Below are 24,481 nucleotides of genomic sequence, written 5' to 3'. Positions count from 1 at the left end.
ATACATTTGCAAGATATGGACTTCAGAACCTGATCGTTTCAGACTTAATCCGATCCATCAAATGCCGGGACTGAACAACTAGAGTGCTCGTCAGTGGGCCGATTAACCCCGATTGAGGACTTTTTATGTTTAAGAAAATTGCCAAGACACTTTTTGTAACCGCCGCCCTTACCAGTCTCGCAACAGGCGCACTGGCCAAGGATTGGATCGAAAAGGTAGAAGTCAAACGCGACGGCATCGACGTCATTCCTGTCGAAGTTTCCGCCAGTTCCTACAATTACACCAAGATCAAATCCAAATCGCATCGCTTCCTGTTGCGCCTTTACGGCAAGGCGACCAGCGGCGAACGCATTGTCGCGATGAAAGTTGGCTCCTTCAAAAACGTGCTCTATTTCGAAGGAGATGGGTCGCTTTGGAGCAAAAGTTTTCAGAACCGCGATGTCGGGTCAGGATCGAAACGCACTGTCTCAATTTCCTACAAACCAACGATCCCGCTGAAGAAAATCAGATGGCAAGGTTGGGACCCGGTACAGGCCTGCTCGCTCAATCTGGACAAGAAAATCAAGAGCGGCATGAAGAAATCAGTAGCGCTCGGCAAAACCTGGACAGTGTCGGCAAAAGCCTATTTTGAGCTGGACGCGGTCGCGGCCCGAAAAAACAAGGCAAAGAACAACAAGTGGTCTTTGAAAAACACGACCCATCAGCGTGACGGCTACGGCTACAACGTCACCGTCAAGTGCCTACCGGCCAGCTGACGTCACCTTAGACACGCGCCGGCACCCCTTTGCCAAAGGTTTGGGGTGTCGGCGTCGTTGGCAGATAGCCGGATCAGAACATCCAGGTTTCAGGGTTCGGCACAGGCTCGTTGCGCCCCGCCAGCTGAAGCCCTTTGATGCAACGCACGATCATCCAGATAAGCACCGCGATAATCATCAGAAAGCCGATCAGGACAATGGTCAGCAACGCGCTGACGATACCGAACAACAGCCCGATCCAGAAAGTGCGTATCTGATACGTGTAGTGGCTCTCGACCCAGCCTGTGCTTTTGCCGCGATTCAAGTAGGCGAAAATTACGCCGACAATCGCGGTGAATGGCACAATGATATTTACCAGATAAAGGATATAGACAAGTGTGGCGTTCTTGCCGCCCGGCTCCATGTAGCCGGCAACATCGGATTTATCTTCCATTTCACGCTCCGCAATTAAAAATACGATTGGAAATGTAAAACAAACTACACGCCCATGACCAGACGTCCAGGATTTAGAACACCTTTTGGATCGAATTGTTCCTTCAAACGTTTGGAAAGTGCCGCAAGAGGCGCCGGCTGGGGCTGAAAAACGGCGACGCTTGATCTGATGGACGGAACTGCCCGCACAAGTGTGGCATGCCCACCTCCAACAGAGTCAACAGCGGCCCGTATATGCTGATCATTGACAAGTCCATCCAGACACATCAACCAGATGAGCCCGCCGCTCCAATCGAAAAACGCGTTGATTTTCAGTTCCTTTTCAAGGAGCTCAACCAGTTTTGGGCCAACCGTCGGTGCAACGGAAATCCGCCAGACAGGATTGTCCACGCCTGCGAACGGGCGAACGTCCCTGACTGTCTGCCAGAGTTTCCTGCTGTCTTGTTCTTCGATCCGGGTGACAGGCCCATAACTTTTCAGAAGGTCTTCAAGGGTTTTGAACCGATAGTCGACGGAGGTTTCAAATCCCTCCAGACGCAACAGCGTCCTGCTTATGTCTCCATCGATTCCGGCCGGCAGATGCGCAGCACCGGAAACTTCAGCGGAAGACCCCATCGCCTTGCAGAGGGCATTGATGCCACGTGCGGCACCCAACCCGGAAAGCACGAACGTCGCCGAGGTTTCCGGTTTCGGGTTGACCTTCAAAGTCACCGTCGTGGCCACAGCCAGGGTACCGAATGCACCGCAGAGTGCTCGCGGCAGATCGTAGCCCGTGACATTCTTCACCACCTTGCCGCCGGAATTAAAAATTTCTCCACGACCCGAAACAGCTTCCATGCCAAGGATGTGATCCCGAGCCGCGCCTGCCTTCAACCTGCGCGGTCCCGACAGGTTTGCGGCAAGAACACCACCCACAGTTCCCTGTCCTGCATCGACATTCAGAAGCGGACCGTAATCCATTGGCTCGAAGGACAATTCCTGTCCATTCTCATCGACCAGCTTTTCGATCTCGGCGATCGGCGTTCCTGCCTTGACGGTCAACACCAATTCCGCCGGTTCGTAGCTGTCGATCCCGGATAGTTTTGACAAGTTCAGCACATGAGCGGTCTGAACCGGTCGCCCAAGGCTCCTTTTTGAGGCCTGTCCCACGATTTCCAGCGGCTGGTCTTCGGCAGCCGCCCATTTTACGGCGACTTCCACGTCTTTCGCCGTTTGCGGCTTGAATGTTGCGTCCATGTGATCCCTCAAAACCGCGGAATGTCCGGAAAGGGTAGTTGCCCCTTGTGAACATGCATCTTGCCAAGTTCGGCACAGCGGTGCAGCACCGGAAAAACCTTACCCGGATTGAGCAGATGCTTCTCGTCGAAGGCGCATTTGACCCGTTGCTGCTGTTTCAGATCCTCTTCGGAGAACATGTCCGTCATCAGATCTCGTTTCTCGATACCGACACCGTGTTCGCCCGTCAGAACGCCGCCGACTTCCACACAAAGCCTAAGGATATCGGCACCGAATGCTTCCGCGGCGTCCAGTTCGCCGGGTTTGTTTGCATCATAAAGAATTAGGGGATGCAAATTGCCGTCACCAGCGTGAAACACATTCGCCACGCCAAGGCCGTGCTTGTCCGACAACTCCCGCATCCGGGAGAGAACCCTGGGCAACTCGCGGCGGGGAATCGTTCCGTCCATGCAAAGATAGTCCGGCGAAATCCGGCCGACTGCAGGGAATGCCGCCTTGCGACCGGCCCAGAAAGTCATTCGTTCTTCTTCGTTCTGGGAAATGCGGATGTGGCTGGCCTTGTTGGCCTTGGCAATTTCTTCCACCCGGCCGATCAGGAAGTCGACTTCCTTTTCGGGACCATCGAGTTCAACGATCAAAAGCGCTTCGACGTCACGAGGGTAACCGGCATGGACAAAGTCTTCTGCGGCATGAATGGCAGGCTTGTCCATCATCTCCATACCGCCAGGAATGATGCCCGCTGCGATGATATCTGCAACGCAACGACCACCATCTTCACTGCTCGGAAAACCGATCAGCAACGCACGTGCGGTTTCCGGTTTCTGCAGGATCCTGACCGTCACTTCGGTGACAACACCCAAAAGTCCTTCAGATCCTGTCATCAAAGCCAACAGATCGTAGCCTTCGCTGTCCAGATGTTTGCCGCCGAGCCTGATCACCTCGCCGGTGATCAACACCATCTCCAGTCCGAGCACGTTGTTGGTGGTCAGGCCATATTTCAGGCAATGCACCCCGCCCGAATTCTCGGCAATGTTTCCGCCGATGGAGCACGCAATTTGTGAGGACGGATCGGGTGCATAGTAGAAACCTTCGTGTTCAACGGCGCGCGTGATGCCGAGATTGGTAACGCCCGGCTGAACGACGACCGCACGATTATCATAGTCGATATCGAGCACACGGTTGAACTTCATCATCGACAAAAGCACGCCATCTTCGAGAGGTAATGCTCCCCCGGACAAGGATGTCCCAGCGCCGCGTGGCACCACTTTCACATCATTTTGATGGCAGTACTTCAGGATCTTCGAGACCTGCTCGACAGTTTCGGGCAAGACCACGATCAACGGCAACTGGCGATACGCTGTCAGGGCATCGGTCTCATATGCCCGCATTTCGCGCTCGTCGTGGATCACGCCCTCCCCCGGCACTATGGCCTGGAGGGCCTTCAAAATATCCTGGCGCCTGGCAAGCACTTCCGGATCCGGTGCGGGCATTGCGATCGCTGTCACGGGCTAATCTCCTCGATTTTTAGCCCTGCGCTGATCCGGAAAGATACTTACTGCGTATCCAGAGCTGGCAAAGCAACACGTCCCTAGTCTGACAAGTATCGCGGCGGAGGGAAATGTTCGGAAAATAATAAATATTTTTCGGTGGGATTGAAAATGAGCAATCTGACGGACATGGAAATTTTCGCCCGAGTGGTGAGTGCTGGCAGCATGTCGGCAGCCGGACGAGAAATGAACCTGTCACCGGCCGTGGTCTCGAAGCGCATTCGGCGTCTCGAGGAGAAACTCGGCACGCGGCTTCTCCAGCGGACAACGCGCCAAATCGCGATGACCGAGGCGGGCCAAGGTTTCTACGAGCGGGTCGTTGCCATCATTGCTTCGGTTGAAGAGGCCGAAAGCTTTGTTTCCCGCGGTTCGGCCAGAGCGAGGGGAAGCCTGAAGGTTGCCGTACCAACCTCATTCGGGCGCCTTCACATTGCCCCGCATCTCGGCAACTTTCTGACCGCCAACCCGGATCTGACGGTCAATCTGGACCTTTCTGACGACTTTGTCGACATTGTCGGAGACGGATATGATCTGGCAATCCGTATTGCTGAACTGTCTGATTCAAGTCTGGTCGCACGCAAACTTTCTCCAGTGCATCGGGTTTTGTGCGCCAGTCCATCCTATATCGCCAGATATGGCATGCCTGAGACAATCGAAGACCTGAGCGAACACGTGACACTGGCGTCCACCAATCAGGACCCGTGGCGATTGGCGGGACCGGACGGGATCGAAACGGTACGTACACGCGCACCGGTCAAAACGAATTCCAACGAAGTGATCCGTGAATGCCTTCTGGCAGGGGTCGGTATCGCGTTGCGGTCGACATGGGATGTGGGACCTGAGTTGCGTGAGGGTAAGCTGCAAATGCTGCTGCCACACTATCGCGCGTCCAGGGACGTTGGCCTTTATGCGGTCTATCCGAGCAGGCAGTTCCTTCCGGCCAAGGTACGGGTCTTTATCGATTTCCTCGCCGGACTTTATGGTTCAGAGCCTTATTGGGACGCTGGTTTGGAGGACTGGTTGCGGCTGCCGAGCAGGGCAAAAGCCGGTTGATGACGGCCGCGCAAACACGGTCAAGCCGCCAGCCTGCAAACGACCGAAACAACCTATAGGTATTCTCCCTGAGCGACAAAATGCTCACGTAAATTGGACCTTCGGTCGCTTGCATCGCGGCCGGACTTCCTGTTGTGTTGTGGGCGGGTTTCAATTTACCCAACTTGAGGGAGTAAACCATGCAGCGATTGCTGATGATCGCCGGAACAGTGTTTCTGGCCCTTACTTTTCAGGCAAGCGCCGAGGGCGATGCTGAAAAAGGCGCTAGAGTATTTAAGAAATGTGCTGCCTGTCACGCCGTTGGCGAAGGCGCTAAAAACAAGGTCGGCCCGCAGTTGAACGGTGTCGTAGGACGCCCTTGGGGTGCCATTGAGGGCTACAAATACTCCAAGGCGCTGGTCGAAATGGCCGACGGCAAGGTGTGGGATGAAGAAACACTCACAGCCTATCTGACAAAACCGAAGGAAGTCATTCCAAAAGGCAAGATGGCCTTTGCCGGACTGCGCAAGGAAGCAGATCTTGCCGACGTAATTGCCTATATGGCGCAGTACCAAGAAGACGGTACGACCCAGTAAGGTCCCCGCTTCTTGAGATGAACGACAAGGCCGGGCCAACAGTCCGGCCTTTTTCATTGCTAATGCTCACCGTGATGCTTGCGTATCCGTTTCACGGTCCACCAGATGGCGATGATCACCGCCGGTACGGCGAGACCGGTCATGATGCTCGCGTTTGGCACCGGAAGCCCGGCTTCCTTGGCTGCCTTTGCAAGATAGGAAATCAGGCCGACCACATAGTAGCTGACGGCTGCGACTGAAAGACCCTCAACAGTTTGCTGCAACCGAAGTTGAAGCCGGGCACGGCGATTCATGGATTGCAGCAAGCTACGGTTCTGCTGTTCCAGATCAACATCGACCCGTGTGCGCAAAAGTGTTGTCGCTCTGGCCAGTTTGCGTGACAGCATGGCTTGACGATCTTCAATCGCCTGGCAGGTCCTCATGGCCGGTGCAAGCCTCCGCGCTAGAAAAGCCGCCATGGACAGATCTCCCGGAGCAGCCTCCTCGCGGAGTGTCATGAACCTGGCTTTGACGATTTCAGCATAAGCCCGGCTGGCACCGAACCGGAACGTGCTCGCCGTTGCCCCGGCTTCAAGCGCTGCAGCCAGGGCCGTAAACTTGTCCAAAAGGTCCTGATTGGCGCCAAGCGCAGACGCATCTTTCATCTCTTCCGTGAGTTCGGCCAGCTCTATTTCAAACCGTCTGATTTCCGGCTGCAGGCCAGTCGCTTCAAAAAAACCGAGCATTGCCAGCGTACGGTATGTTTCAACTTCAAGGAGACGCTGGACAACGGCGCCCGACTGCACGTCGCTCAATGTGTCGACGAACAACGCAAACCGGGTCAGGCCATCTCCGTCCTGGCGAAAATCCGTGGCGACAATTGCCGCTCCGTCTTCAAGCTGAGATACGGTGAGACTTCCTTCATCGAAATATTCACGCCAACTCTCGTTTTCCGGCCTTCCTCTGACTTCCAGCCGAACTGCAACGAGAAGATCGCCCGGCGCTTTGAAAGCAACGCCGAAAGGATGCGATGCAGGCACGCTTGCGAACATCGCACCAGGATTGGCCAGTCCATCCCAGGTGTAAGTGGTGAATTCCGCATGCTGTTCCCAGCTGAGCGTTCCGCCCCCGAAGTCGAGCGTATAGTGGCGCGCACCTGGTGCGGGACCGTGGCCGCCGCGCGAAATACAAAACTCCTTTAGCCATTCATGATCTGCCGCTGCCTCATCCGCATTGGTCAAGAAAGCATAATGCAAGACAGTCCGTTGTTTGCTGATCGGTCTGAATGGGCGTGCGTGGACTTCTCCCAACACGCGTTCGCGCAATGGCGACGTCCGGAAGTTGGGTAGGGACGATCCTTTATCCGACACCTGTTCCAAAGTACCCCCTCACTTTGACAGAAAACTCGTGCCTCTACCTTGCCCCTAGGGAAACGGGTAATCCAACCGCGTTTTTTGCCGCATGCATCTATTGGCAGTCCATCGCGTCAATTCAGCAACAATAAATTGGACAAAAAAATTGACCAATTTAAAATCCAGCGCTATGTTGCCGTCCGTTCAAAGGACAAGACCTGAATGTTTCAGCCCGTCGACCATCAGAAAACAGCCGATGCCGTTGTTGCCCAGATTGAAGATCTGATCCTGAAGGGTGTGCTGTCTTCCGGTGATCGTCTGCCTGCAGAACGCAACCTCGCGGAACAGCTCGGCGTCTCGCGGCCTATACTTCGCGACGCCCTGAAGAAGCTGGAAGAACGACACTTGATCGAAGCGAGGCGCGGAGGCGGAACCTTCGTCTGTGACCTCATTGGACCGATCTTTTCCGACGCCATCGTGCAGTTGATCGCCCGTCACCCTTCAGCAATCAGCGATTATTTTGAATTCCGCAGAAGTATCGAAAGTCAGGCATCGGCTCAGGCTGCAACGCGCGCGGCGCCTTCGGACATTGCCCGTCTGGACGAGATTGTCGCAAAGATGCAGACCGCGCATGATGCGGAAGATCTGAAATCCGAAGCCCTGTTGGACGTGGCTTTTCATCATGCAGTCGGTGAAGCAGCGCATAACGTGGTGATGCTGCACACTTTACGATCCTGCTACCGGTTGCTTGAAAACGGCGTCTTTTACAATCGAGGCCGCCTTTACCACTTGCCGAATGCCCGTGTTGAATTGCTCAACCAGCATTGTGCAATTGCAAAGGCCATTCGCGAAAGTGACCCAATCAGCGCCTGTCGCGCTGCCGAAGAACACATCGACTATGTACGCGGAACGCTGGCTGACGCACAGGGACTCGACGAACGTGAACTCCTGGCCGGCCTCAGACGAACCGCCCCCCTTAAGCGCTCCACTCGCGCGTGACTTTCCCGGAGGATTTTCTATGACCGTTGTGACCGATGTTGCAGACATGCAGGCTCTGGCAAGACGCCGGGTCCCGAAAATGTTTTATGACTATGCCGACACCGGCTCCTGGACACAAAGCACATACCGGCAAAACGAAACAGCATTGCAAAAACAGAAGCTGCGTCAGCGTGTTGCCCGCAATATCGACAATCGTTCGGTCAAGACAACGATGATCGGTCAGGATGTAACCATGCCTGTGGCATTAGCGCCCGTGGGCATCACCGGGATGCAACATGCTGATGGTGAAATTCTGGCAGCACAGGCTGCTGAAGAGTTCGGTGTGCCCTTCACCCTTTCGACCATGAGCGTGTGCTCCATTGAAGATGTTGCCGAAAACACGAAAAATCCATTTTGGTTTCAGCTCTACGTGATGCGGGACCGGGGCTTTTCGGAAAGTCTGATGCAAAGAGCACTCGCAGCTGACTGCTCTGCGCTGGTTCTGACCCTCGACCTGCAGGTTCTCGGTCAACGCCATCAGGACATCAAGAATGGTCTCAGTACACCGCCGAAACCGAAACCGCATGTGCTTCTGGACCTCTGCCTGAAACCGCGTTGGTGCTGGAACATGCTGCAGACCAAGCGACATGGCTTCGGCAATATTCATGGTCACGTCACGGGCGTAAAGGACATGTCATCACTGTCAGAATGGACTGCAAGCCAGTTCGATCCGACACTCGACTGGTCTTCCGTCGAATGGGTCAAAAAGCACTGGGACCGCAAATTGATCCTGAAAGGCATCAATGACGTCGACGATGCCAAAATTGCGGCCGAACTCGGTGCCGATGCAATCGTCGTCTCCAACCATGGTGGCCGTCAGCTCGACGGAGCGCTGGCTTCTTATGAAGTGCTCGGCGACATTGTTGATGCGGTTGGAGACAAAATCGAAGTGCACTTCGACAGCGGCATCCGATCCGGGCAGGACATCTTCAAGGCTATAGCGATGGGTGCACACAGCACGTATATCGGCAGGGCATTCATTTATGGCCTCGGAGCGATGGGCAAGCATGGTGTGACCAGAGTTCTGGAAATCATGCACAAGGAACTGGACGTCACCATGGGTCTGTGCGGCGAGACGGACATCAGCAAAGTGGGCCGTCAGAACCTGGTCATGTCGCCTTGAACCGGCGGCATAGCGGCACCGGCCTCAGGGCCGCCGGATCATCGTAGGGTTCACTCCCAACCTAGTTCTCATGACCGACGTCATGTGGCTTTGCGAGGAGAACCCTGCCTTCAGCGCAATTTTCACGAGAGGATGCTGTGTAGCCTCAAGAAGCCGGCGAGCCCGCTGCAGACGTCTGCTCAAGATGAAGTCATAGGGTGATTGTCCGCAATAGGCATTGAAGGCGCGGCTCAGAAAACTTGCCGAAACGCCGATCTCTTCAGACAGCGCTGCCACCGTTATCGGCCCTTCCAGCTTGGCTTCAACCATCTCGGTCAATTGCCGGAAGCGCCTCGGTGTCATCCATCTAGCCGCTTTCGGATCCCGTTTCGGGTTTGCAACGACCGCGCTCATCTGCCGAAATGTGTTTTCCGCACTCAATAGGTCTGGCGTTTGACCGGCCAGCATCCAGCGCCTGAGTTGTTCGGCAAGTGCACGTGTCCGATGAGCACGGATATTGGACCGATAGTGTTTTGCGCATACCGCAATCTGTGGCCCGCTCACCAGAAGATACTCACCTCCAGTGAGCGAGCAAGAGCGAACATCACATCCCTTTGGCACCCCCGCATATGTGTTCGGATCCCTGAAAAAAGTTGCCGTTCTGTCCGTTCCGATTGCGTGACTGCCCGTCTGGGCATCAAAGGCAAAACCGATGCTGTCACCGGCAGCAACATAACTTGCGTCATAAGGACCCGGAGCAAGCAGCTTAGCAAGGTGACCGGCTACGTAAATCGATCTTGGTTCACGAACAATCATCAGGGGCAATCTGACCCAACTGCGAAATCGGCTCAAGCACGTTGTGGTTCAGTATCCTGAAAGACTTCGACGATGACATCTGCCATCTCGAAACCCGGTCCTCTGACAGAGCCAGCTTCGCCGCCAATCCGGTTTCAATTCTTCGCATTCTAGGAAGACAACAACAATGACAACGCTCTTTACACATGAAGACTTGCAGGCGGTTTTGCCTCTCGTTCGCCAGATCGTGCCTGAGACGCCGGCCTATTCCTGGCCTCTGCTGCGAAAACGGTTCGGGTTCGAAGTCGTGGTCAAGCATGAGAACCACACGCCTATAGGCGCATTCAAGGCGCGCAGTTCAATCGTCTACATTCAAAAACACATTGAGGCCCATGGCCGCCCCAAAGGCATCATTTCGGCCACACGCGGCAATCACGGCCAGTCGATGGCACTGGCGGCGCGAATACTCGGCCTGACAGCAACTCTCGTCGTTCCCGAAGGCAATGCAGAGGGAAAGAACAGGGCCATGCGGGCCCTTGGCGCGGAGCTTGTCGTTGAAGGACGTGATTTCGATATCAGCCGGAAAATCGCCGAAACAGTGGCCCAAGAGCGGACCTATCTTATGGTTCCCTCCTTCCATCGGAACATTGTCCTTGGCGTTGCGACTTATGCCCTTGAGCTATTCCGAAGCTGTTCGGATCTGGATGTCGTCTACGTGCCCGTCGGCATGGGGTCAGGTGCCTGCGGACTGATCACCGTCCGGGATTTGCTCAACTTGAAAACCGAAATCGTTCCGGTGGTCAGTGAATGTGCGCCGGCTTACAAGCTTTCGCATGACGCGGGAAAAATCGTCACGACTCGGACCGCGAAGACCTTTGCGGACGGTATGGCCTGCCGCGAGCCGCTGAAAGCAGCACTCGACATTCTAAAGAAAGGTGCTGACCGCATCGTCTCGGTTTCAGAAGACGAGATTGCGGACGCGGTGAGAACACTCTTTTCAGACACCCACAATCTTGCTGAAGGGGCAGGTGCCGCAGCACTTGCAGCTTTGAAAAAAGATGCTGCGCACCTGAAGGGCAAGAAAGCCGGCGTCATTCTGTCAGGCGGCAACATCGATGAAGACGTCATGCGCACGATCTTGCGCGGAGAAACACCCGAAGCTTGACGTCGCAGCCGCACTTTCAGCATCAAGGCCACAGCTTCAACACGAGAAGTCATCGGATCTCGTGATGGATAGATCAAAAACAATCATTTGTGCTGATCCGGCCATGCACTCACATTGGTTTCACTTCCCATTTCCGATTGGCCAGTCTTATGAGCGTCGCATCCCCTGCTGCCGGATCCAAGTCACATGGTTTCAATGCAACCGATTACGGTCTTTATGCGACGACCGTGCTTGCATGGGGCTTCAGCTGGATCGCAATGAAAGGCCAGGTCGCAACGGTCGCGCCAGAAGTATCCGTTTTCTGGCGGTTCGTTCTGGCCGCAACGATCATGATGGCATGGGCGAAATACAGAGGGCATGATCTTTCGTTTCCGCTCAAAGACCACCTTCGCTTCGCCGGTCTCGGGGCTTTTCTGTTTTCGACGAATTTCACGCTCTTCTACTATGGCGCTTCGCATCTGCCTTCTGGTCTGCTCGCGGTGATCTTTTCAACCGCTTCGATCTTCAACCTGTTTCTCGGACTTTTGCTGTTTGGTCAACGGCCGAACCTGCTGGCGCTTGCCGCAGGTGTCCTTGGATTTGCAGGGATCGGCTTGATGTTCTGGCCAACGCTTGCCAGTGCGCAATACAGCTCCGAGACGCTTTTCGGACTGTCCATGTGTATTGGCGGCACACTCAGCTTCTGTTTCGGCAACATGCTGTCCGCAGATACGCAGCGCCAAGGGATCGGCGTAACGCCTGCGACCGCCTGGGGTATGGTCTACGGTATGGTATTTCTGGGGATTGCATCGGCGCTGCGCGGTCAAAGCTTCGCCATTGAATGGTCCTTAACCTACCTCGGCACGCTCGTGTATCTTGCGCTTGTCGCTTCGGTGATCGCCTTTGCTTCCTATCTGACACTGCTCGGACGCATCGGCTCGGCGCGCGCAGGCTACGCCACCGTCATGTTCCCGGTGGTGGCGCTGACGCTTTCGACGATCTTTGAAGACTATCAGTGGACGGTGCTTGCCGCTTCAGGCCTGATCTTTGTGCTTGCAGGCAATCTCATGATGCTGCGAGCACGGTAAAGTGTACCGCGCAACCATTGGAAAAACGCATATTTGCCGGACTTATTCCGCAGCCACCTGGCTGGTTCCGTTTCCGACATTGCCGATTGCCGCGATCAGATGATTGCAGAGCGTATCGTGCATGGCTTCGCGTGCGCTGTCTGAGCGCAACAGGGCAATGTCGCAATATGGCAGGGACGGAAAACCATCCCTTTCCTCCAGGATGCGCATGCCGTCTCGAATTGCACTTTCGGGAAACACTGTCACCGCCAGCCCGGCCTGAACTGCACCGACCAGAGCAGCAGCGCTCGAACTTGTGTAAGAAACGCGGTAACTGCGTCCGGCACGATCGAGCGCATCCATGGAAAGACGCCGCCATCCACATGTTGCCGGACCAAGCGCGAGACGGATCACCTCCTGGGTGTGCGCAGAATGCTGTGTGGACGTTACCCAGTAAAGAGGTTCGCGCCTGATGATTTCACCGCGCAGATCCATCGTGTCACTTGATGTGGTGATGGCAACGTCGAGCGCTCCTTCACGGATCGCCTCGGTCAGTTTCGAGCTGCCGGAACACTCAACCTTGACCTCGATCGACGGATTAAGCCGGTTGAAAGCTGCCAGAACTTGCGGCAGCAACCTGTCGGCGTAGTCGTCCGGCACCCCAAGTTTCACATGGCCCACTTCCTTATGGCCATTGAACGCGGACAGGGTCTCATCGTTTAGAAGGATCATCCGACGGGCGAATTCCACCAGCCGTTGGCCATCCTCGGTCAAGCGCGACTGGCGGCCGTCCTTGATAAAAATCGGCTGTCCGACACGCTCTTCCAGACGGCGCATTTGCATGGAAACAGCTGATTGGGTCTTGTGAACAGCTTCGCCGGCCTTGGTGAAACTTCCCAGCTCAGCGATAGCCAGAAAGGTTCGCAGCTGATCGATATCTAGCGCGTGATTCATGCAAATTCCCGCGAATGTGCCGAGCGATATGAGTTACGAATTGATTTGATGAAGATACATCACACATTCTTACGTTTCAATCGGAAACTTGAGCGCAAAAATCCAGAATTTTTAAGGTAAACATCTGAAACTTTAGAACGAATCTAATTCGCCTGCTGCTATTCCGCAGCTTGCGGTACGGACAGGTTGTCCAGCGACGAAACGATGTGCTCGACCAAGGCATCGGTCACCCGGGAACTGTTGTGCCAAGACCGCATGATTCCAATCTCGCAATCAGGGAGCCGCGGGAACCCCTCGGTTTCGGTGAGGACCCGCATTCCGGACCTGAGCGCGGACTCCGGCAGGACGGATATCGCCAGACCGGCCAGGACAGCAGCACCAACCGCCGTTGAGTTCCAACTTGAATAGAGCAGCCGATGCTCGCGCATCTGATCGCCGAGCGCATTGATCGCCGCCTTGCGCCAGTCACAGGTCGCACGACCAAGAGCGAGCGGCAACGGAGACTCGTTTTCAACGGCATGGCGCGCCGAAACAACCCAAAGAAGCGGTTCCCGTCGCACCAGGTCGACGTGTTTGCGCCCTTTCTTCTGAACGTGCGTGATAATGGCGACGTCCAGTTCTCCTCCAGCAATCATATCGGCAAGATTAGGTGTCGGTGCGCACACGACGCTGACTTCGGCCTTGGGGTTGGATCTTGAGAACCGCGCCAGAATTTCTGGTAAAAAACGATCAGCATAATCGTCAGGTGTCCCAAGTCTTACCAGTCCGGCAAGCTCGGTATCGTCAAAGGCAGCAAGGGTTTCGTCGTTCAGCTGCACAAGGCGTCGTGCATAGTGAAGCAGGCGTTCGCCATGCTCCGTCAGGCGGGATTGTCGGCCGACCCGGACGAAGAGCGGCTTGCCGATGCGTTCTTCAAGCCGGCGCATTTGCATCGAGACGGCGGACTGGGTCTTGTGCACGTTTTCCGCTGCCCGTGTGAAGCTTCCGCTTTCGGCAATGGCCACAAAAGTTCGAAGCTGGTCCAGATCGAGCATACATGCCTCATTTATAAACAATGCTCATGTTTTATATGACATTCATTCAAATGAAAAATGCTTTTGGAACACTTCAAATTCGAACCACGATTTCCGCGGCGTTTTTGTATCATCACAACAAATGATGGTTTTGATCACAAACATTCGTTGGATTAATGCAAGCAAATCACCCATCTTCAGATTGTTCCTAAAATACGGATAGCCAACGACGGCGCGGAACAAGTTGCCGGAAATTCCTCCGGCCGCTCACAGGAGAATTTTGCCATGACTCACACAGCTAACCACCCGCTTTTCGCTCTCTTCGGGCAGATGGTTGCCCGTGCATGGCGTGTATCCAAGCACCGGCGCCAGTTTGCGGAACTGAAAGATTGGTCCGACGAACAACTGAAGGACATTGGCCTGACCCGGAGCGATGTTCGACGGGGAATGGCCCGACCGTTCTATTCTGACCCGACATCTCTTTTGAGCGGGTCCACCGAACTCGGCCAGACACTGAAGGCGGCGAACGTGCAGCACACTGTACCGTCCCTCAAGATCGTGGACGGATCGGCAACAGCACGCGACCCGCTTGCCGCTTAGCTTTGGCTCACTGGACTTAATTTAGCAGCCCCTGTCGGCAAGCCTTGCTGACGCAACTGGCCCGCCTTCCCATGGCGGGCCTTTTTTTGCTTTCCAGCCGATGCGGCCAGAGCGATATGTATGCCCGAAATTCTTATACGGCTAACGATCGCCGAAATCCTTGGATGCCTTTTCAAAAAAACTGTCAAAGGCCTTGAACTGGTTGGATTGAAAGTCCCGGCCGGCCGACATCCAGCCTGATACCATTTCGTCAAATTCAGAAGTGTCTGTCTCCGGGTCTTCTTCTTCCGGCGGCAGTTCCTCTTCCTGAATGTGTTCAGGCTCTTCCATTTCGCTGTCCTGAACAATGTGTGCCGGCTGCAGAAAGGCACCCCAGAAGGACTGCATGGCGTCTGCATAGCCCTGGAGGTAGTCAACAGGAGACGGAGCTGGCTTCGGTCGGCCTCGTGCAAAGCCGCGCAGGTACGCATCAAGAAGATTTCGCGCTTCGCCATGAACAAAGGGGCGGGCAATCTGACCCATGGCCAGAGTAGCTGCTACCGGCATCATTTCCTTGATGGCATCCTGCTGCAGACCCGTGATTGAGGACACCTGAACTGCAAGAGCTTTTTGTACGGCCTCAGGACCAAAAAATGGTGTCAGGGTCGCATCGGAAGGTGCCTGAAACATGCTGGCGTAGTTTGAAAACGGATTCTCAAGGCCTGTAGCGCCGGGTGCTGCCTGACTGAGAAAATCGGAAAAGCCGGGAACAGCACTGCCAAAATAGCGAAATCCATTCAGCGCGGCCGGCATCAGTTGTTCCATGACGCTGCTCAGGTCTTCGTTGGACCAGCCGAAGCGGTTTCTCACATCCTCACTTAAGGAAAAAACGTCAAACGGTGGGGCCGCCCTGTCGCTACCAGTCATCGCTCTGCTCCGGTCATCGCGCCTCAAGGCCTTGAGAAACAAGACCTACCGAAAACAGAGTGACCTTTTGCGTGCATAAGGTCAATCAAAGGCCATCTCGAGCCAGTTCTATCCCCACGTGTTCAAAATCAAGTTCAGATAAGGAGCCTAGTAGGCGTAGTCCCGGAAAACCTGTGTGACATCGCCGTCCCAGGACCCGTTATAGCGTTGCAACAGCACGTCGGCCGGGCACATGCCGGATGCCAATCCTTCTTCGATCGGCGCAAGGTGGACGCGCTCGTCAAGATCCCCATCGCTCAACCTGTTCCGGCGCTTCAGACCCTCTTGAGACAACGCCAAAACATCACGTGCAACATCCAATACCGTCCCGTTTCTGAATGGGGTCTGCAAGGCCGTTTTGGGAACGGAACTGCGCAGGTTTGCACGCTCTTCTGCCGTCCAATCCTTTATCAGTTCGTATGCCTGATCAAGCACGCCGTCATCATAGAGAAGACCGACCCACAAGGCAGGGAGCGCACAAATGCGCCGCCACGGACCGCCGTCGGCACCGCGCATTTCAATATATTTTTTCAACCTGACATCGGGGAACAGTGTCGAAAGATGGTTGTTCCAGTCCCCAAGGCTTGGCGTTGCATCCGGCACCTTGCCTTCGAGCGCACCGTTCATGAACTCGCGGAAGGTTGTGCCAGTCACGTCGTAGTAGGTTGCGCCTCTTTTCACAAAGTACATCGGCACGTCAATCGCCCATTCAACGTAGCGTTCGAACCCGAAACCATCTTCGAAGGCAAACGGCATATCACCCGTCCGGTCACCGTCTGTGTCGGTCCAGATCTGGGCCCGGAACGATTTGAAGCCGTTCGGCTTGCCTTCGGTGAAGGGAGAGTTTGCAAATATCGACGTGGCAATTGGTTGAAGGGCCAGACCGACCCTCATCTTCTTGACCATGTCGGCTTCAGACGCAAAGTCGAGGTTCACCTGAATGGTTGCCGTGCGGTACATCATGTCGAGACCAAGCGAGCCCACCTTCGGCATGTAGTTGGTCATGATGTCATATCGGGATTTGGGCATGCGCGGGACATCGGAACGAGCCCATGTCGGCGTCATGCCAATGCCGAGAAATCCAACCCCCAGCGGTTCCGCAACCTTGCGGACATTGGCAAGATGCTGGTTGGCCTCACGGCAAGTCTGGTGCAGGCTGTCCAGCGGAGCCCCCGACAATTCGAACTGTCCGCCAGGTTCAATCGAAATAGCACCGCCGCCGTGATCATCCGCCAGACCGATGATCTTGCCATCATCCTCGATCCGGTCCCAGCCGAGCAACTTTTCCATACCGGTCAGAACCGCTTCGATCCCGTTGTCACCCTCATACGGGATCGGTGACAGCTCCTTTTCACAAAAAAGGAACTTTTCGTGCTCGGTACCGATGCGGAACTGGTCTTCAGGCTTACAGCCCTCTTCCAGGGTTGCGGCCAACTCGGCCACAGATTCAATCGGAGTGGTGTCGACCGTGTCGCGGGCCATGAACTTGTCCTAATTTCCTGTGCGGCCCGTGTGTTTGCCCCCAAACCGCAATGATCCGCTGTGCCCGGGACCGGGCGTAATTGAGTTTCGGTGATTTAGGAGTCCTGAAAGAAGATTGCAAGCAAGGAAACGACACCGGCTGGATCTCACGCGATCCTGAAGACCGATAACGGCTCTGTGCGGCCTCTCAATTGAACCGTTCCAAGGCTCGTCGCGGTCGTTCCTTCAGGAAGGTTTGCCATTGTATCACCACTTGCCAACGCAATTACCTTCGCGTCCGGGTCAACCTTCTTTCCGTACTCCTGAAGCCGGGCCGCTACATTCACCGCATCACCGATTACGGTGTAGTTCATTCGGGCGGAGGAGCCGATATCACCGACAACGACTTTGCCGGTGTGAACGCCGATGCGCACCCGCATAGTGCGCCCGGTTGCCTGCTCAATTCTATCAGCGAGCGTTTTGACCGCCGCAATTGCCATGGCTGCGTGATCCGGCTGTTCAGAAGGGGCTCCCCAGAAAGCCATCACACCATCTCCCAGGAACTTGTCAATCGTACCCTGCCGTTCCGAAATAGCCTGAGACACGGTTTCGAAGTATCCATTCAGATACCCGGCCGTTTCTTCAGCGCTCATGTGTGAAGCCAAATCGGTGAAGCCTGCAAGATCGGTAAAGACAATGGTCATTTGCTTGATCTCGATGTTGCGGGTGCTGGTCATGCCCTCTTCAATCAGGCGGAATACAAGCTGCTTGGGTACATATTTGGCAAACGCGTTCAAGGCTCCGATGGAGCCGTTAAATGCCTGATTGACGTCATCCAACTCAGCCAGCCGAGACCGTGGCAATCTGTCTGCTGCGTCGAATTTGAGTTGCCGCAGCTCAGCGGCAGACAGGGCAAGCCTGCTGAGCGGCCTGCCAAGCATTCGCCCCACAATGAAAGACAAGATTGCCCCGACAACAAGAGCAACCAATGCCGCATAAAGGACTATCTGGGTTTGATCGAGCGCCGCACCAAATTCGTCAGCCTGGTAAAGTGTGCCAAGGATCCAGCCCTTTGCAGGCCCGATCGTGATGTCGTCATAGATGGCCGTGAACATCCCGTGGTCACCCGGAAAGACCCTGCCCTCAATGGAACCACCCATGTCATGGGCTCTTTCATTGTCCTCCCAGACACGATGCAAGGGCGAGCTTTTCAGGTCCGCAAGCCTTGGCAGCGGCTGTTCGGCACTTGCCTCAAATTCGCTCTCCGGGACACCGTCCACAACGATCGCCAGGTCCTTGCCAGACAAGACAAAGACCTGCTGCCGGCCCTCCCATTCCATGGTGTCGGCGACTTCAGCGAAAACTGGCTGGGGATAGAGGCCGACCAGCGTCTGACCGTTGCCAAGATCAAGCTCCGCCAGTTTGACCGCGGTGGCAAAACCATTCCGGTAGCGAAAGTCCGACCAGCTGACTTGTGGCAATTGATCGGAGGGCTCTTCCGTCAACACAGAGCGGCCGAGTTCAAGCGCGGCCCCGTTGGGCAAAAGCTTGTGATAGGCAAGCAGATCCGCCTGTCGAAGCTGTTTGCCGGTGTCCTCAGCCTGGACCGCAATGGTATGGAACAGGAGCTCCTGTTCCTTGAAAAAATTGTTGAGGACCGCTTCGTTGCCCTTGAGCACGGCCTGTCCCTGCTCATCAAGCAAGCGCCCGGCAATCCGGCGATCGGCCGAAGACATGTAGGCAATGATAATTCCGCAGATCACCACCAGCAGCATTGAAAACACAAGACCGAGGGCAACACCGACCGGCAAACGAAAGCGGGCTCTCTTAGCCTCGGCACCCGATGCCGTTCCGAAACCCTCCATATCCGCGATCTTCAGGTTTGGGGCTTCATCGGAAGATTGCTTTTTCGGGAGGGTTTCCTGAGACATCAGGTTATCTCCAATCACCCAATGTTGCCTGAATCACCGTCAACGCGGCGACAGCTGCCGTGTCTGCCCGCAGAATACGTGGTCCAAGAGGAATTGGAACGACAAATTCCATGGCGCGCAATTCCTGTCTTTCCTCATCGGAAAACCCGCCTTCGGGACCAACCAGTACCGCGAGTGGATTGAGGCCCGCGTCTTTGAGCTGTGCAAGCGTCATCAGGGGATTGTCCGTGCCCTCACCTTCATCGCAAAACAGAAGCTTTCGTCCCGGCTGGGCCTGGCTCCAGACTTCAAGCACGTCCTTGAGAGGTTGCGGCGCCAGAACTTCCGGGATGGAGAGCACACCGCATTGCTCCGCAGCCTCAATGACATTTGCCTCCATGCGTTCCAGATTGACGCGACTTGCCTGCGTGTGCTGGGTCATGACGGGCTTCAGACTGCCAGCACCCATCTCCACCGCCTTTTGCACCAGATAGTCCAGCCGGGCATGCTTGAGCGGTGCAAACATGTACATCAGATCATTGCGCTCGGTCTGCTCCCGGGTTCGCTCCATCAGCTGGAGCGCACAGTCCCGTCTGCTGTTGCTTGAGATTTTGGCCAGCCACTCACCGTCGCTGCCATTGAACACAAGAACGTAGTCGCCATCTTTCAGGCGCAACACGTTCATCAGGTAATTTGCCTGGCCTCGATCGACTTCGATCCGCGCACCATCTGCAAGAATATGCCGCAGAAAAAGCCGCTGCATTTTGAAATCATATTTTCCCATGCCGAAGACACTGGCCAGCGATCATGGCAATTTCAATGCAGTTTCTGAGCTAACCGCATTTTTTCAGTGGTTTGTTGGCACCGACTTCCGGGGTTTAGCCTTGTTGTCGCTCCAATAAGTTCAGGCGCTCTTTTTAGTTGCAAAAACTTCAGCGCCGACTTACCGTTTCAGAATAGCAGCACAAAATTCGCAGCAATAAACTTGTTTTCTGGCGAAATAACGCACTGAATAATATGAACAATGTAAAAAATACCATACCAATTTCAGCACACAAAAGAAGCCCTTTCGCACACTTGGCACTACAACTTATACGAAAGCTCTTCATTGTATTTCTGTTTGTTTCTTCATCTTCCAACGTTCATTCAACACCGCGTCTCAGTGGTGTATCAATCTACGATCCAGATCATCTACTCGCATTTGCCTACCAACATGCGCGGCTTCAAAGCGGGGTAGTCCAATCAGACAGTTTGGCGAGGAGCATCGAGCTCATCTATCGCGAAGACGGATACTTCCTGGCCGAGGTTGAAGTCTTGCGCAACCCAGACTCCAATTCGCAGACATTTCGCGTTGTTGAGGGTTACATCGAAACGATCTCAATTGAAGGTGTCGAAGAAAGGTTATTTCAGAAAATACGCGGCTACGTGCAGCATTTGACGACAGAGCGCCCTCTCCGCTTGAGCACTTATGAGCGAGCGATCATGCTCGCACGCGACCTCGCCGGTGTTCATCTGACAACAGAAATTGATTATCCAGAAGGGCAAAGTGGAGCGCATCTCCGCATTCTTGCAACTACCGACAGTCAATCCGGCAGCATTCAGATTGACACCCCCCCGCGCGAATTTGGCAAGGCCGTTTCCGGATTCTTAAATCAGGAGTTTTACTCGACGCTTATTGCCGGTGACTTACTGCGCTTTGAGGCAGGTGCAACCGCGTTTGATACCCTTGATACCTTTGCAAATGATGGCCATTCACTCTACGGCGCAATAACCTACCGTGCCCCCATCGGGCGCCAAGGTACTTATGTAGAGGGTTATTTTGGCAATGCTCTTGGTCGCCGAGAAGCAAACGGCTCGCTTGTAACGACAGACCAAGACGGGCTCAACGGTGTCCTTGCACTGGGCCATCCTTTCCTGCGCAATGCCCACGAATATGGCTATGCATTGATTGAGGCTCGCTATGCGGATTCCAATTCGGAAGGCGGTGGCCTAAAATATCGTAGTGCGGTCGACACAGCTGCACTGGCATTACTTTATGGAAACGCAAACTCAAGAGGTGGCGCAACTGAAGTGGCCGTCAATTTGTCCTTGGGCATGCGCGCGGGACCCGAACCAGCGGATATCGACGATGGAGACGATGAATTCTGGCATCTTCGCGCTGGACTTGGCCACATAGAACCTCTCAATTTTTTACATCAAAACCTCTACCTCAACACTGAAATATGGGGGCAGATCACAAGCAACAGCCTACCGGCAGTGGAAGAAATATATCTTGGTGACAGGTATTCCCTGCGCGGCTTTAGGTTTGATGAAGCTCAGGGAGACATTGGATTAATCGGGAAGTTTGAGCTGGCACTCGACCTCACGCCCGAAGCAGACTGGATCAACCGTTTCGAACCATTTGTCTTTCTTGATACCGGAACTGTCGGCAATTTGGACGCCAGAACACACGAAAGAGATCACACCAGTTTGATTTCGACTGGTTTTGGATGGTCTTCAACAATTTCACAGCACTATTTCGTCAATGGATGGTTTGGCGTTCCACTCACGGACGGCCCGGAAACGGGCCAATTTGCTCCTGCGTTCTATCTCACACTTGGAAGGTCGTGGTAATGGGACACTTCAAACTAACGCAAGCAGTTTCGTCTTTCGCCCTGGCATTCGGCGTACTGGCTGCAAGTACGGCAAGCTGGAGTGCGGGTAACCACTACGGATGGTGCAGAGGGGTCGGCAATCCCCATCATTCGTCCGATTGTGGTGGGACATCTTCGACTGGGGCCGGTGTTAGCGGCGCGAAACCGCCATTGAGTACGCAGCTTCCTGGTCAGCAAACTCCACAGCCGGGTGTTCCATCCATAGTCACCACGCCCAGTCCTGTTCTTGTGCCTCCTTTGACGCCTAATCAAGTGCCACAACGGGTACCTATCGCCGTTCCGCCGAAGGTTCCACAATTGCAGCCCCCCACAGCACAACCGTTCCCAGTGCCGGTGCTGTCACCGCAACTACAGCCTATTCCTCAAGCGGTACCTCTTGCAGTGCCTCCCCTGGTACCGCAACGAATTCCCCAACCGCAGCAGACCCCAACTGCACGACCTTTCCCAGTACCGGTCTTGTCACCTCAACTGCAGCCCACTCCCCAGTTGATACCTATTGCCGTTCCGCCTCAGGTTCCACAACGCTCTCTACAGATTAGTCCGGTGCAAATTCTCACACCGTCACGGCAACCCACTCCACGACCGCAAGCCATCCCGATTGCCATTCCTGGGCTCGTTCCCCAATTTTTGGCCAGACCGCAACCCAAACCGAGCGCCACCCCGAACCCGCGTCCAATTGCGATACCGGGTAGAGTGCCGCAACCCTTGGTCAATCCAGCAAAGAACCAGCCAACTTCGACGAAACAAACACAGCCCGGACCCACGCAGCGTATAACGGCGATCGCGCCAGCAGGATCCATTACCTACGCAAAGACCCATGTAAAATCTGCACAGGGACCAAACTACATAACCGATTTTCCTGGACGCCAACCAGCACACGCTCTACCGCGCCATCTTGATTCCACGGCAAGCGAAATTTGGGACTGTGCCGTTAGCGGCCACGGTCGAAGACAGCCCACAAATCAGCGGCGAGGTTCTCAATTTTCAGGTGCATTGGCCGACATAAACGTCGTCGATGCTATTGCAAAAGATGTTCCCGCCCGACACCCACAGGACCCCGGCTGCCTCGTGTCAATCAAACGGCGCTACAGAAACTGACGTGGCTCAGCCGGCATCTCAATTGTTTCCCAAGCTCAACGGATGGTTCACAATACTTTGTGCTTGAGGCGACTTGCAATCTATGAAGGGTTGCGCGATTGCCCCCTTGACCCCCTGCCCGCAAACAGACAATTTCCCTTTATCGAGAGGGAATCAATCGTGAGCGAACAGTCCTCAAACGTTGCCGAATTTTCCGTTTCCGAAATCTCGTTTTCCATCAAACGGACAATGGAAAGTGCGTTCGGTTACGTGCGCGTGCGGGGAGAGCTTGGACGAATCTCGCGGCCAGGGTCCGGGCACATCTACCTTGATCTCAAGGACGACCGGGCTGTTTTGTCAGGCGTGATCTGGCGAGGCGTGGCCTCCAAATTGAAGATCCAGCCCGAGCAGGGCCTGGAAGTGATCGCGACGGGCAAGATCACCACCTTTCCCGGCCAGTCCAAATACCAGATGGTTATCGATGCGCTCGAACCGGCGGGCGCCGGCGCTTTGATGGCTCTGCTTGAAGAGCGGAAGAAGAAACTTGCCGCGGAAGGACTTTTTGCCGAAGAGCGCAAGAAGGCGCTGCCTCCGCTGCCCAAGGTCATCGGAGTGGTCACGTCACCGACCGGCGCCGTCATTCGGGATATTCTGCATCGCATCAGTGACAGGTTTCCACTGCATGTTGTTGTCTGGCCAGTTCGCGTTCAGGGGGAAACGTCTGGCGCCGAGGTCGCCAATGGCATTCGCGGCTTCAATGCACTGCAAGCGGATGGACCGATCCCCAGGCCGGACCTTTTGATCGTCGCGCGCGGCGGCGGCAGTATTGAAGATCTATGGGGCTTCAATGAAGAAGCCGTGGTGCGGGCAGCTGCGGACAGTCAGATACCGCTGATATCCGCTGTCGGCCATGAAACCGACTGGACCCTCATCGACCTGGCGGCGGACCTGCGCGCACCAACTCCGACCGGCGCTGCGGAGATCGCCGTTCCGGTGAAGGCCGAGCTCATGGCAATGGTGGATGACAGGGCCCGCCGGCTGAATTCCGGGCTGATCCGCTTTGTCACGTCGCGCCGGACAGAACTGCGGGCTGCAAGTGCCGCATTACCCGCACCGCAAGATCTTCTCGCCCTGCCGCGCCAGAAATTCGACACTCTGGCAAACAGTCTGGAACGGGCGCTGATCGTCAGCACCAAAAGCCACCGAACACATCTTGAAAATCTGTCGGGCCGTTTGTCGCCTTTCCTGTTGTCCCGCCAAACCTCAAAGGCAAGACAGGACCTTGTCCAGATCAGCGGCAGGCAGCAGCGCGCGTTGCAGGTTGCCGTTAGTCAAAAACGGCAGGCCTACATCAGTGCTTCCGGACGATTGTCACCTGCTCGGCTCGCGCAGCAAATCACGCTCGGCAAGGAACGAATGGACGGCTTCTCGGAACGTCTTGACCGGGCCTATCTTGCCCGGGTTCGAGAAGAAAAAACGCGTCTCGACGGTTTGCAGAAGCTGCTGAAGTCGCTCTCTTACAAAGATGTTCTGGCGCGAGGATACGCAGTCGTGCGTGATGACAGCGGGCAACCAGTCCGATCTGTAACCGCGGTTACCCAGGGAGACGCGCTCTCAATTGAACTGGCTGATGGTGCGGTCGATGCTCTGGTCATGAGCGACAGTGGTACGAGCAAACCCAAGGCCAAAGCAAAGAAACCGGCCACAGCCAAAAGCAAGGCTGCGGACCAGGGAAGTTTATTTTAGGTTTCAGCCCTCTAAATCTCGACAAATAGATTGACCTAGACCAGCT

Annotated in this window: 21 protein-coding genes; 10 read left to right on the top strand and 11 right to left on the bottom strand. The window is 55.1% G+C overall.

The genetic code is table 11. The features are described from left to right. Positions 1-125 precede the first annotated feature (125 nt). Positions 126-755, top strand: a complete 630-nt coding sequence (locus Q0835_RS27270) for a hypothetical protein (RefSeq protein WP_298822611.1) — start codon at positions 126-128, stop codon at positions 753-755. Positions 756-828: 73 nt separating this feature from the next. On the opposite strand, the gene Q0835_RS27265 is transcribed toward Q0835_RS27270, so the two are convergent. Genes Q0835_RS27265 through Q0835_RS27255 form a run of 3 tightly spaced genes read right to left on the bottom strand, consistent with a single transcriptional unit; the run spans position 829 to position 3,928 of the window. Then, positions 829-1,188 (bottom strand): DUF4870 domain-containing protein, encoded by a 360-nt coding sequence (locus Q0835_RS27265; protein WP_298822609.1) that lies wholly within the window; start codon positions 1,186-1,188, stop codon positions 829-831. A gap of 44 nt (positions 1,189-1,232) precedes the next feature. Beyond that, positions 1,233-2,423 carry a glycolate oxidase subunit GlcE gene (gene glcE, locus Q0835_RS27260; protein WP_298966258.1) on the bottom strand — a complete coding sequence of 397 codons (1,191 nt, stop codon included), beginning with the start codon at positions 2,421-2,423 and terminating at the stop codon, positions 1,233-1,235. Positions 2,424-2,431: 8 nt separating this feature from the next. Continuing rightward, the gene (locus tag Q0835_RS27255) at positions 2,432-3,928 is read right to left on the bottom strand and encodes an FAD-linked oxidase C-terminal domain-containing protein (protein WP_298966256.1); all 1,497 of its coding nucleotides are present in this window, start codon (positions 3,926-3,928) and stop codon (positions 2,432-2,434) included. 153 nt (positions 3,929-4,081) lie between these two features. On the opposite strand from Q0835_RS27255, the gene Q0835_RS27250 reads away from it, so the two are divergent. Both Q0835_RS27250 and Q0835_RS27245 read left to right on the top strand, forming a co-directional pair. Next, the gene (locus tag Q0835_RS27250; protein ID WP_298822604.1) at positions 4,082-5,023 is read left to right on the top strand and encodes a LysR family transcriptional regulator; all 942 of its coding nucleotides are present in this window, start codon (positions 4,082-4,084) and stop codon (positions 5,021-5,023) included. Positions 5,024-5,202: 179 nt separating this feature from the next. Beyond that, positions 5,203-5,598, top strand: a complete 396-nt coding sequence (locus tag Q0835_RS27245) for a cytochrome c family protein (protein WP_298822603.1) — start codon at positions 5,203-5,205, stop codon at positions 5,596-5,598. A gap of 59 nt (positions 5,599-5,657) precedes the next feature. Here the strand turns inward: Q0835_RS27245 and Q0835_RS27240 are convergent, their stop codons facing one another. Next, entirely contained in the window at positions 5,658-6,902 is a 1,245-nt protein-coding gene (locus Q0835_RS27240) for a DUF3422 domain-containing protein (protein ID WP_298822602.1), read from the bottom strand. A gap of 249 nt (positions 6,903-7,151) precedes the next feature. Between Q0835_RS27240 and Q0835_RS27235 the strand changes: the two genes are divergently transcribed. Next, positions 7,152-7,928 (top strand): FadR/GntR family transcriptional regulator, encoded by a 777-nt coding sequence (locus Q0835_RS27235; RefSeq protein WP_298822601.1) that lies wholly within the window; start codon positions 7,152-7,154, stop codon positions 7,926-7,928. A 19-nt stretch (positions 7,929-7,947) separates the two neighbouring features. Beyond that, positions 7,948-9,090 carry an alpha-hydroxy acid oxidase gene (locus tag Q0835_RS27230; RefSeq protein WP_298822599.1) on the top strand — a complete coding sequence of 381 codons (1,143 nt, stop codon included), beginning with the start codon at positions 7,948-7,950 and terminating at the stop codon, positions 9,088-9,090. Positions 9,091-9,114: 24 nt separating this feature from the next. On the opposite strand, the gene Q0835_RS27225 is transcribed toward Q0835_RS27230, so the two are convergent. After that, positions 9,115-9,885: an AraC family transcriptional regulator gene (locus tag Q0835_RS27225; protein ID WP_298822598.1), complete on the bottom strand. Its 771-nt coding sequence runs from the start codon at positions 9,883-9,885 to the stop codon at positions 9,115-9,117. Positions 9,886-10,051: 166 nt separating this feature from the next. On the opposite strand from Q0835_RS27225, the gene Q0835_RS27220 reads away from it, so the two are divergent. After that, the gene (locus Q0835_RS27220; RefSeq protein WP_298966254.1) at positions 10,052-11,029 is read left to right on the top strand and encodes a threonine dehydratase; all 978 of its coding nucleotides are present in this window, start codon (positions 10,052-10,054) and stop codon (positions 11,027-11,029) included. Positions 11,030-11,178: 149 nt separating this feature from the next. After that, positions 11,179-12,096, top strand: a complete 918-nt coding sequence (locus Q0835_RS27215; RefSeq protein WP_298966252.1) for an EamA family transporter — start codon at positions 11,179-11,181, stop codon at positions 12,094-12,096. Between the two features lie 42 nt (positions 12,097-12,138). On the opposite strand, the gene Q0835_RS27210 is transcribed toward Q0835_RS27215, so the two are convergent. Together Q0835_RS27210 and Q0835_RS27205 are read right to left on the bottom strand one after the other, a co-directional pair. Beyond that, positions 12,139-13,029 carry a LysR substrate-binding domain-containing protein gene (locus tag Q0835_RS27210; protein ID WP_298820901.1) on the bottom strand — a complete coding sequence of 297 codons (891 nt, stop codon included), beginning with the start codon at positions 13,027-13,029 and terminating at the stop codon, positions 12,139-12,141. 158 nt (positions 13,030-13,187) lie between these two features. Beyond that, positions 13,188-14,063: a LysR substrate-binding domain-containing protein gene (locus tag Q0835_RS27205; protein ID WP_298820903.1), complete on the bottom strand. Its 876-nt coding sequence runs from the start codon at positions 14,061-14,063 to the stop codon at positions 13,188-13,190. Between the two features lie 264 nt (positions 14,064-14,327). Here Q0835_RS27205 and Q0835_RS27200 point away from each other — a divergent pair, with 264 nt between their 5' ends. Beyond that, positions 14,328-14,642 (top strand): DUF1127 domain-containing protein, encoded by a 315-nt coding sequence (locus tag Q0835_RS27200; protein WP_298966249.1) that lies wholly within the window; start codon positions 14,328-14,330, stop codon positions 14,640-14,642. Between the two features lie 141 nt (positions 14,643-14,783). Here the strand turns inward: Q0835_RS27200 and Q0835_RS27195 are convergent, their stop codons facing one another. The 4 genes from Q0835_RS27195 to Q0835_RS27180 form a co-directional block, all read right to left on the bottom strand. Beyond that, the gene (locus Q0835_RS27195) at positions 14,784-15,548 is read right to left on the bottom strand and encodes a DUF937 domain-containing protein (RefSeq protein ID WP_298966248.1); all 765 of its coding nucleotides are present in this window, start codon (positions 15,546-15,548) and stop codon (positions 14,784-14,786) included. Between the two features lie 147 nt (positions 15,549-15,695). Next, positions 15,696-17,069: a glutamate--cysteine ligase gene (locus Q0835_RS27190; protein ID WP_298820908.1), complete on the bottom strand. Its 1,374-nt coding sequence runs from the start codon at positions 17,067-17,069 to the stop codon at positions 15,696-15,698. A gap of 146 nt (positions 17,070-17,215) precedes the next feature. Next, entirely contained in the window at positions 17,216-18,979 is a 1,764-nt protein-coding gene (locus Q0835_RS27185) for an adenylate/guanylate cyclase domain-containing protein (protein ID WP_298966246.1), read from the bottom strand. A gap of 4 nt (positions 18,980-18,983) precedes the next feature. After that, positions 18,984-19,742: a 16S rRNA (uracil(1498)-N(3))-methyltransferase gene (locus tag Q0835_RS27180; RefSeq protein ID WP_298820912.1), complete on the bottom strand. Its 759-nt coding sequence runs from the start codon at positions 19,740-19,742 to the stop codon at positions 18,984-18,986. A gap of 233 nt (positions 19,743-19,975) precedes the next feature. Here Q0835_RS27180 and Q0835_RS27175 point away from each other — a divergent pair, with 233 nt between their 5' ends. Both Q0835_RS27175 and xseA read left to right on the top strand, forming a co-directional pair. Then, on the top strand, positions 19,976-21,571 hold the full coding sequence (locus Q0835_RS27175) for a ShlB/FhaC/HecB family hemolysin secretion/activation protein (RefSeq protein WP_298966242.1): 1,596 nt from the start codon (positions 19,976-19,978) through the stop codon (positions 21,569-21,571). 1,298 nt (positions 21,572-22,869) lie between these two features. Next, positions 22,870-24,435, top strand: a complete 1,566-nt coding sequence (gene xseA, locus Q0835_RS27170) for an exodeoxyribonuclease VII large subunit (RefSeq protein WP_298966240.1) — start codon at positions 22,870-22,872, stop codon at positions 24,433-24,435. The last annotated feature ends 46 nt before the right edge of the window (positions 24,436-24,481 follow it).

Source organism: uncultured Roseibium sp., assembly GCF_947499295.1.
Classification (GTDB): Bacteria; Pseudomonadota; Alphaproteobacteria; order Rhizobiales; family Stappiaceae; genus Roseibium.
This window is presented reverse-complemented; position numbering and strand designations above follow the sequence as displayed.

What these genes read in the sequence shown, in the direction of transcription:
- Q0835_RS27270 (WP_298822611.1), top strand. Translation starts at nt 126, where the DNA reads ATGTTTAAGAAAATTGCCAAGACACTTTTTGTAACCGCCGCCCTTACC.
- Q0835_RS27265 (WP_298822609.1), bottom strand. Translation starts at nt 1,188, where the DNA reads ATGGAAGATAAATCCGATGTTGCCGGCTACATGGAGCCGGGCGGCAAG.
- glcE (WP_298966258.1), bottom strand. Translation starts at nt 2,423, where the DNA reads ATGGACGCAACATTCAAGCCGCAAACGGCGAAAGACGTGGAAGTCGCC.
- Q0835_RS27250 (WP_298822604.1), top strand. Translation starts at nt 4,082, where the DNA reads ATGAGCAATCTGACGGACATGGAAATTTTCGCCCGAGTGGTGAGTGCT.
- Q0835_RS27245 (WP_298822603.1), top strand. Translation starts at nt 5,203, where the DNA reads ATGCAGCGATTGCTGATGATCGCCGGAACAGTGTTTCTGGCCCTTACT.
- Q0835_RS27235 (WP_298822601.1), top strand. Translation starts at nt 7,152, where the DNA reads ATGTTTCAGCCCGTCGACCATCAGAAAACAGCCGATGCCGTTGTTGCC.
- Q0835_RS27230 (WP_298822599.1), top strand. Translation starts at nt 7,948, where the DNA reads ATGACCGTTGTGACCGATGTTGCAGACATGCAGGCTCTGGCAAGACGC.
- Q0835_RS27225 (WP_298822598.1), bottom strand. Translation starts at nt 9,885, where the DNA reads ATGATTGTTCGTGAACCAAGATCGATTTACGTAGCCGGTCACCTTGCT.
- Q0835_RS27220 (WP_298966254.1), top strand. Translation starts at nt 10,052, where the DNA reads ATGACAACGCTCTTTACACATGAAGACTTGCAGGCGGTTTTGCCTCTC.
- Q0835_RS27215 (WP_298966252.1), top strand. Translation starts at nt 11,179, where the DNA reads ATGAGCGTCGCATCCCCTGCTGCCGGATCCAAGTCACATGGTTTCAAT.
- Q0835_RS27210 (WP_298820901.1), bottom strand. Translation starts at nt 13,029, where the DNA reads ATGAATCACGCGCTAGATATCGATCAGCTGCGAACCTTTCTGGCTATC.
- Q0835_RS27205 (WP_298820903.1), bottom strand. Translation starts at nt 14,063, where the DNA reads ATGCTCGATCTGGACCAGCTTCGAACTTTTGTGGCCATTGCCGAAAGC.
- Q0835_RS27200 (WP_298966249.1), top strand. Translation starts at nt 14,328, where the DNA reads ATGACTCACACAGCTAACCACCCGCTTTTCGCTCTCTTCGGGCAGATG.
- Q0835_RS27195 (WP_298966248.1), bottom strand. Translation starts at nt 15,548, where the DNA reads ATGACTGGTAGCGACAGGGCGGCCCCACCGTTTGACGTTTTTTCCTTA.
- Q0835_RS27190 (WP_298820908.1), bottom strand. Translation starts at nt 17,069, where the DNA reads ATGGCCCGCGACACGGTCGACACCACTCCGATTGAATCTGTGGCCGAG.
- Q0835_RS27185 (WP_298966246.1), bottom strand. Translation starts at nt 18,979, where the DNA reads ATGTCTCAGGAAACCCTCCCGAAAAAGCAATCTTCCGATGAAGCCCCA.
- Q0835_RS27180 (WP_298820912.1), bottom strand. Translation starts at nt 19,742, where the DNA reads ATGGGAAAATATGATTTCAAAATGCAGCGGCTTTTTCTGCGGCATATT.
- Q0835_RS27175 (WP_298966242.1), top strand. Translation starts at nt 19,976, where the DNA reads ATGAACAATGTAAAAAATACCATACCAATTTCAGCACACAAAAGAAGC.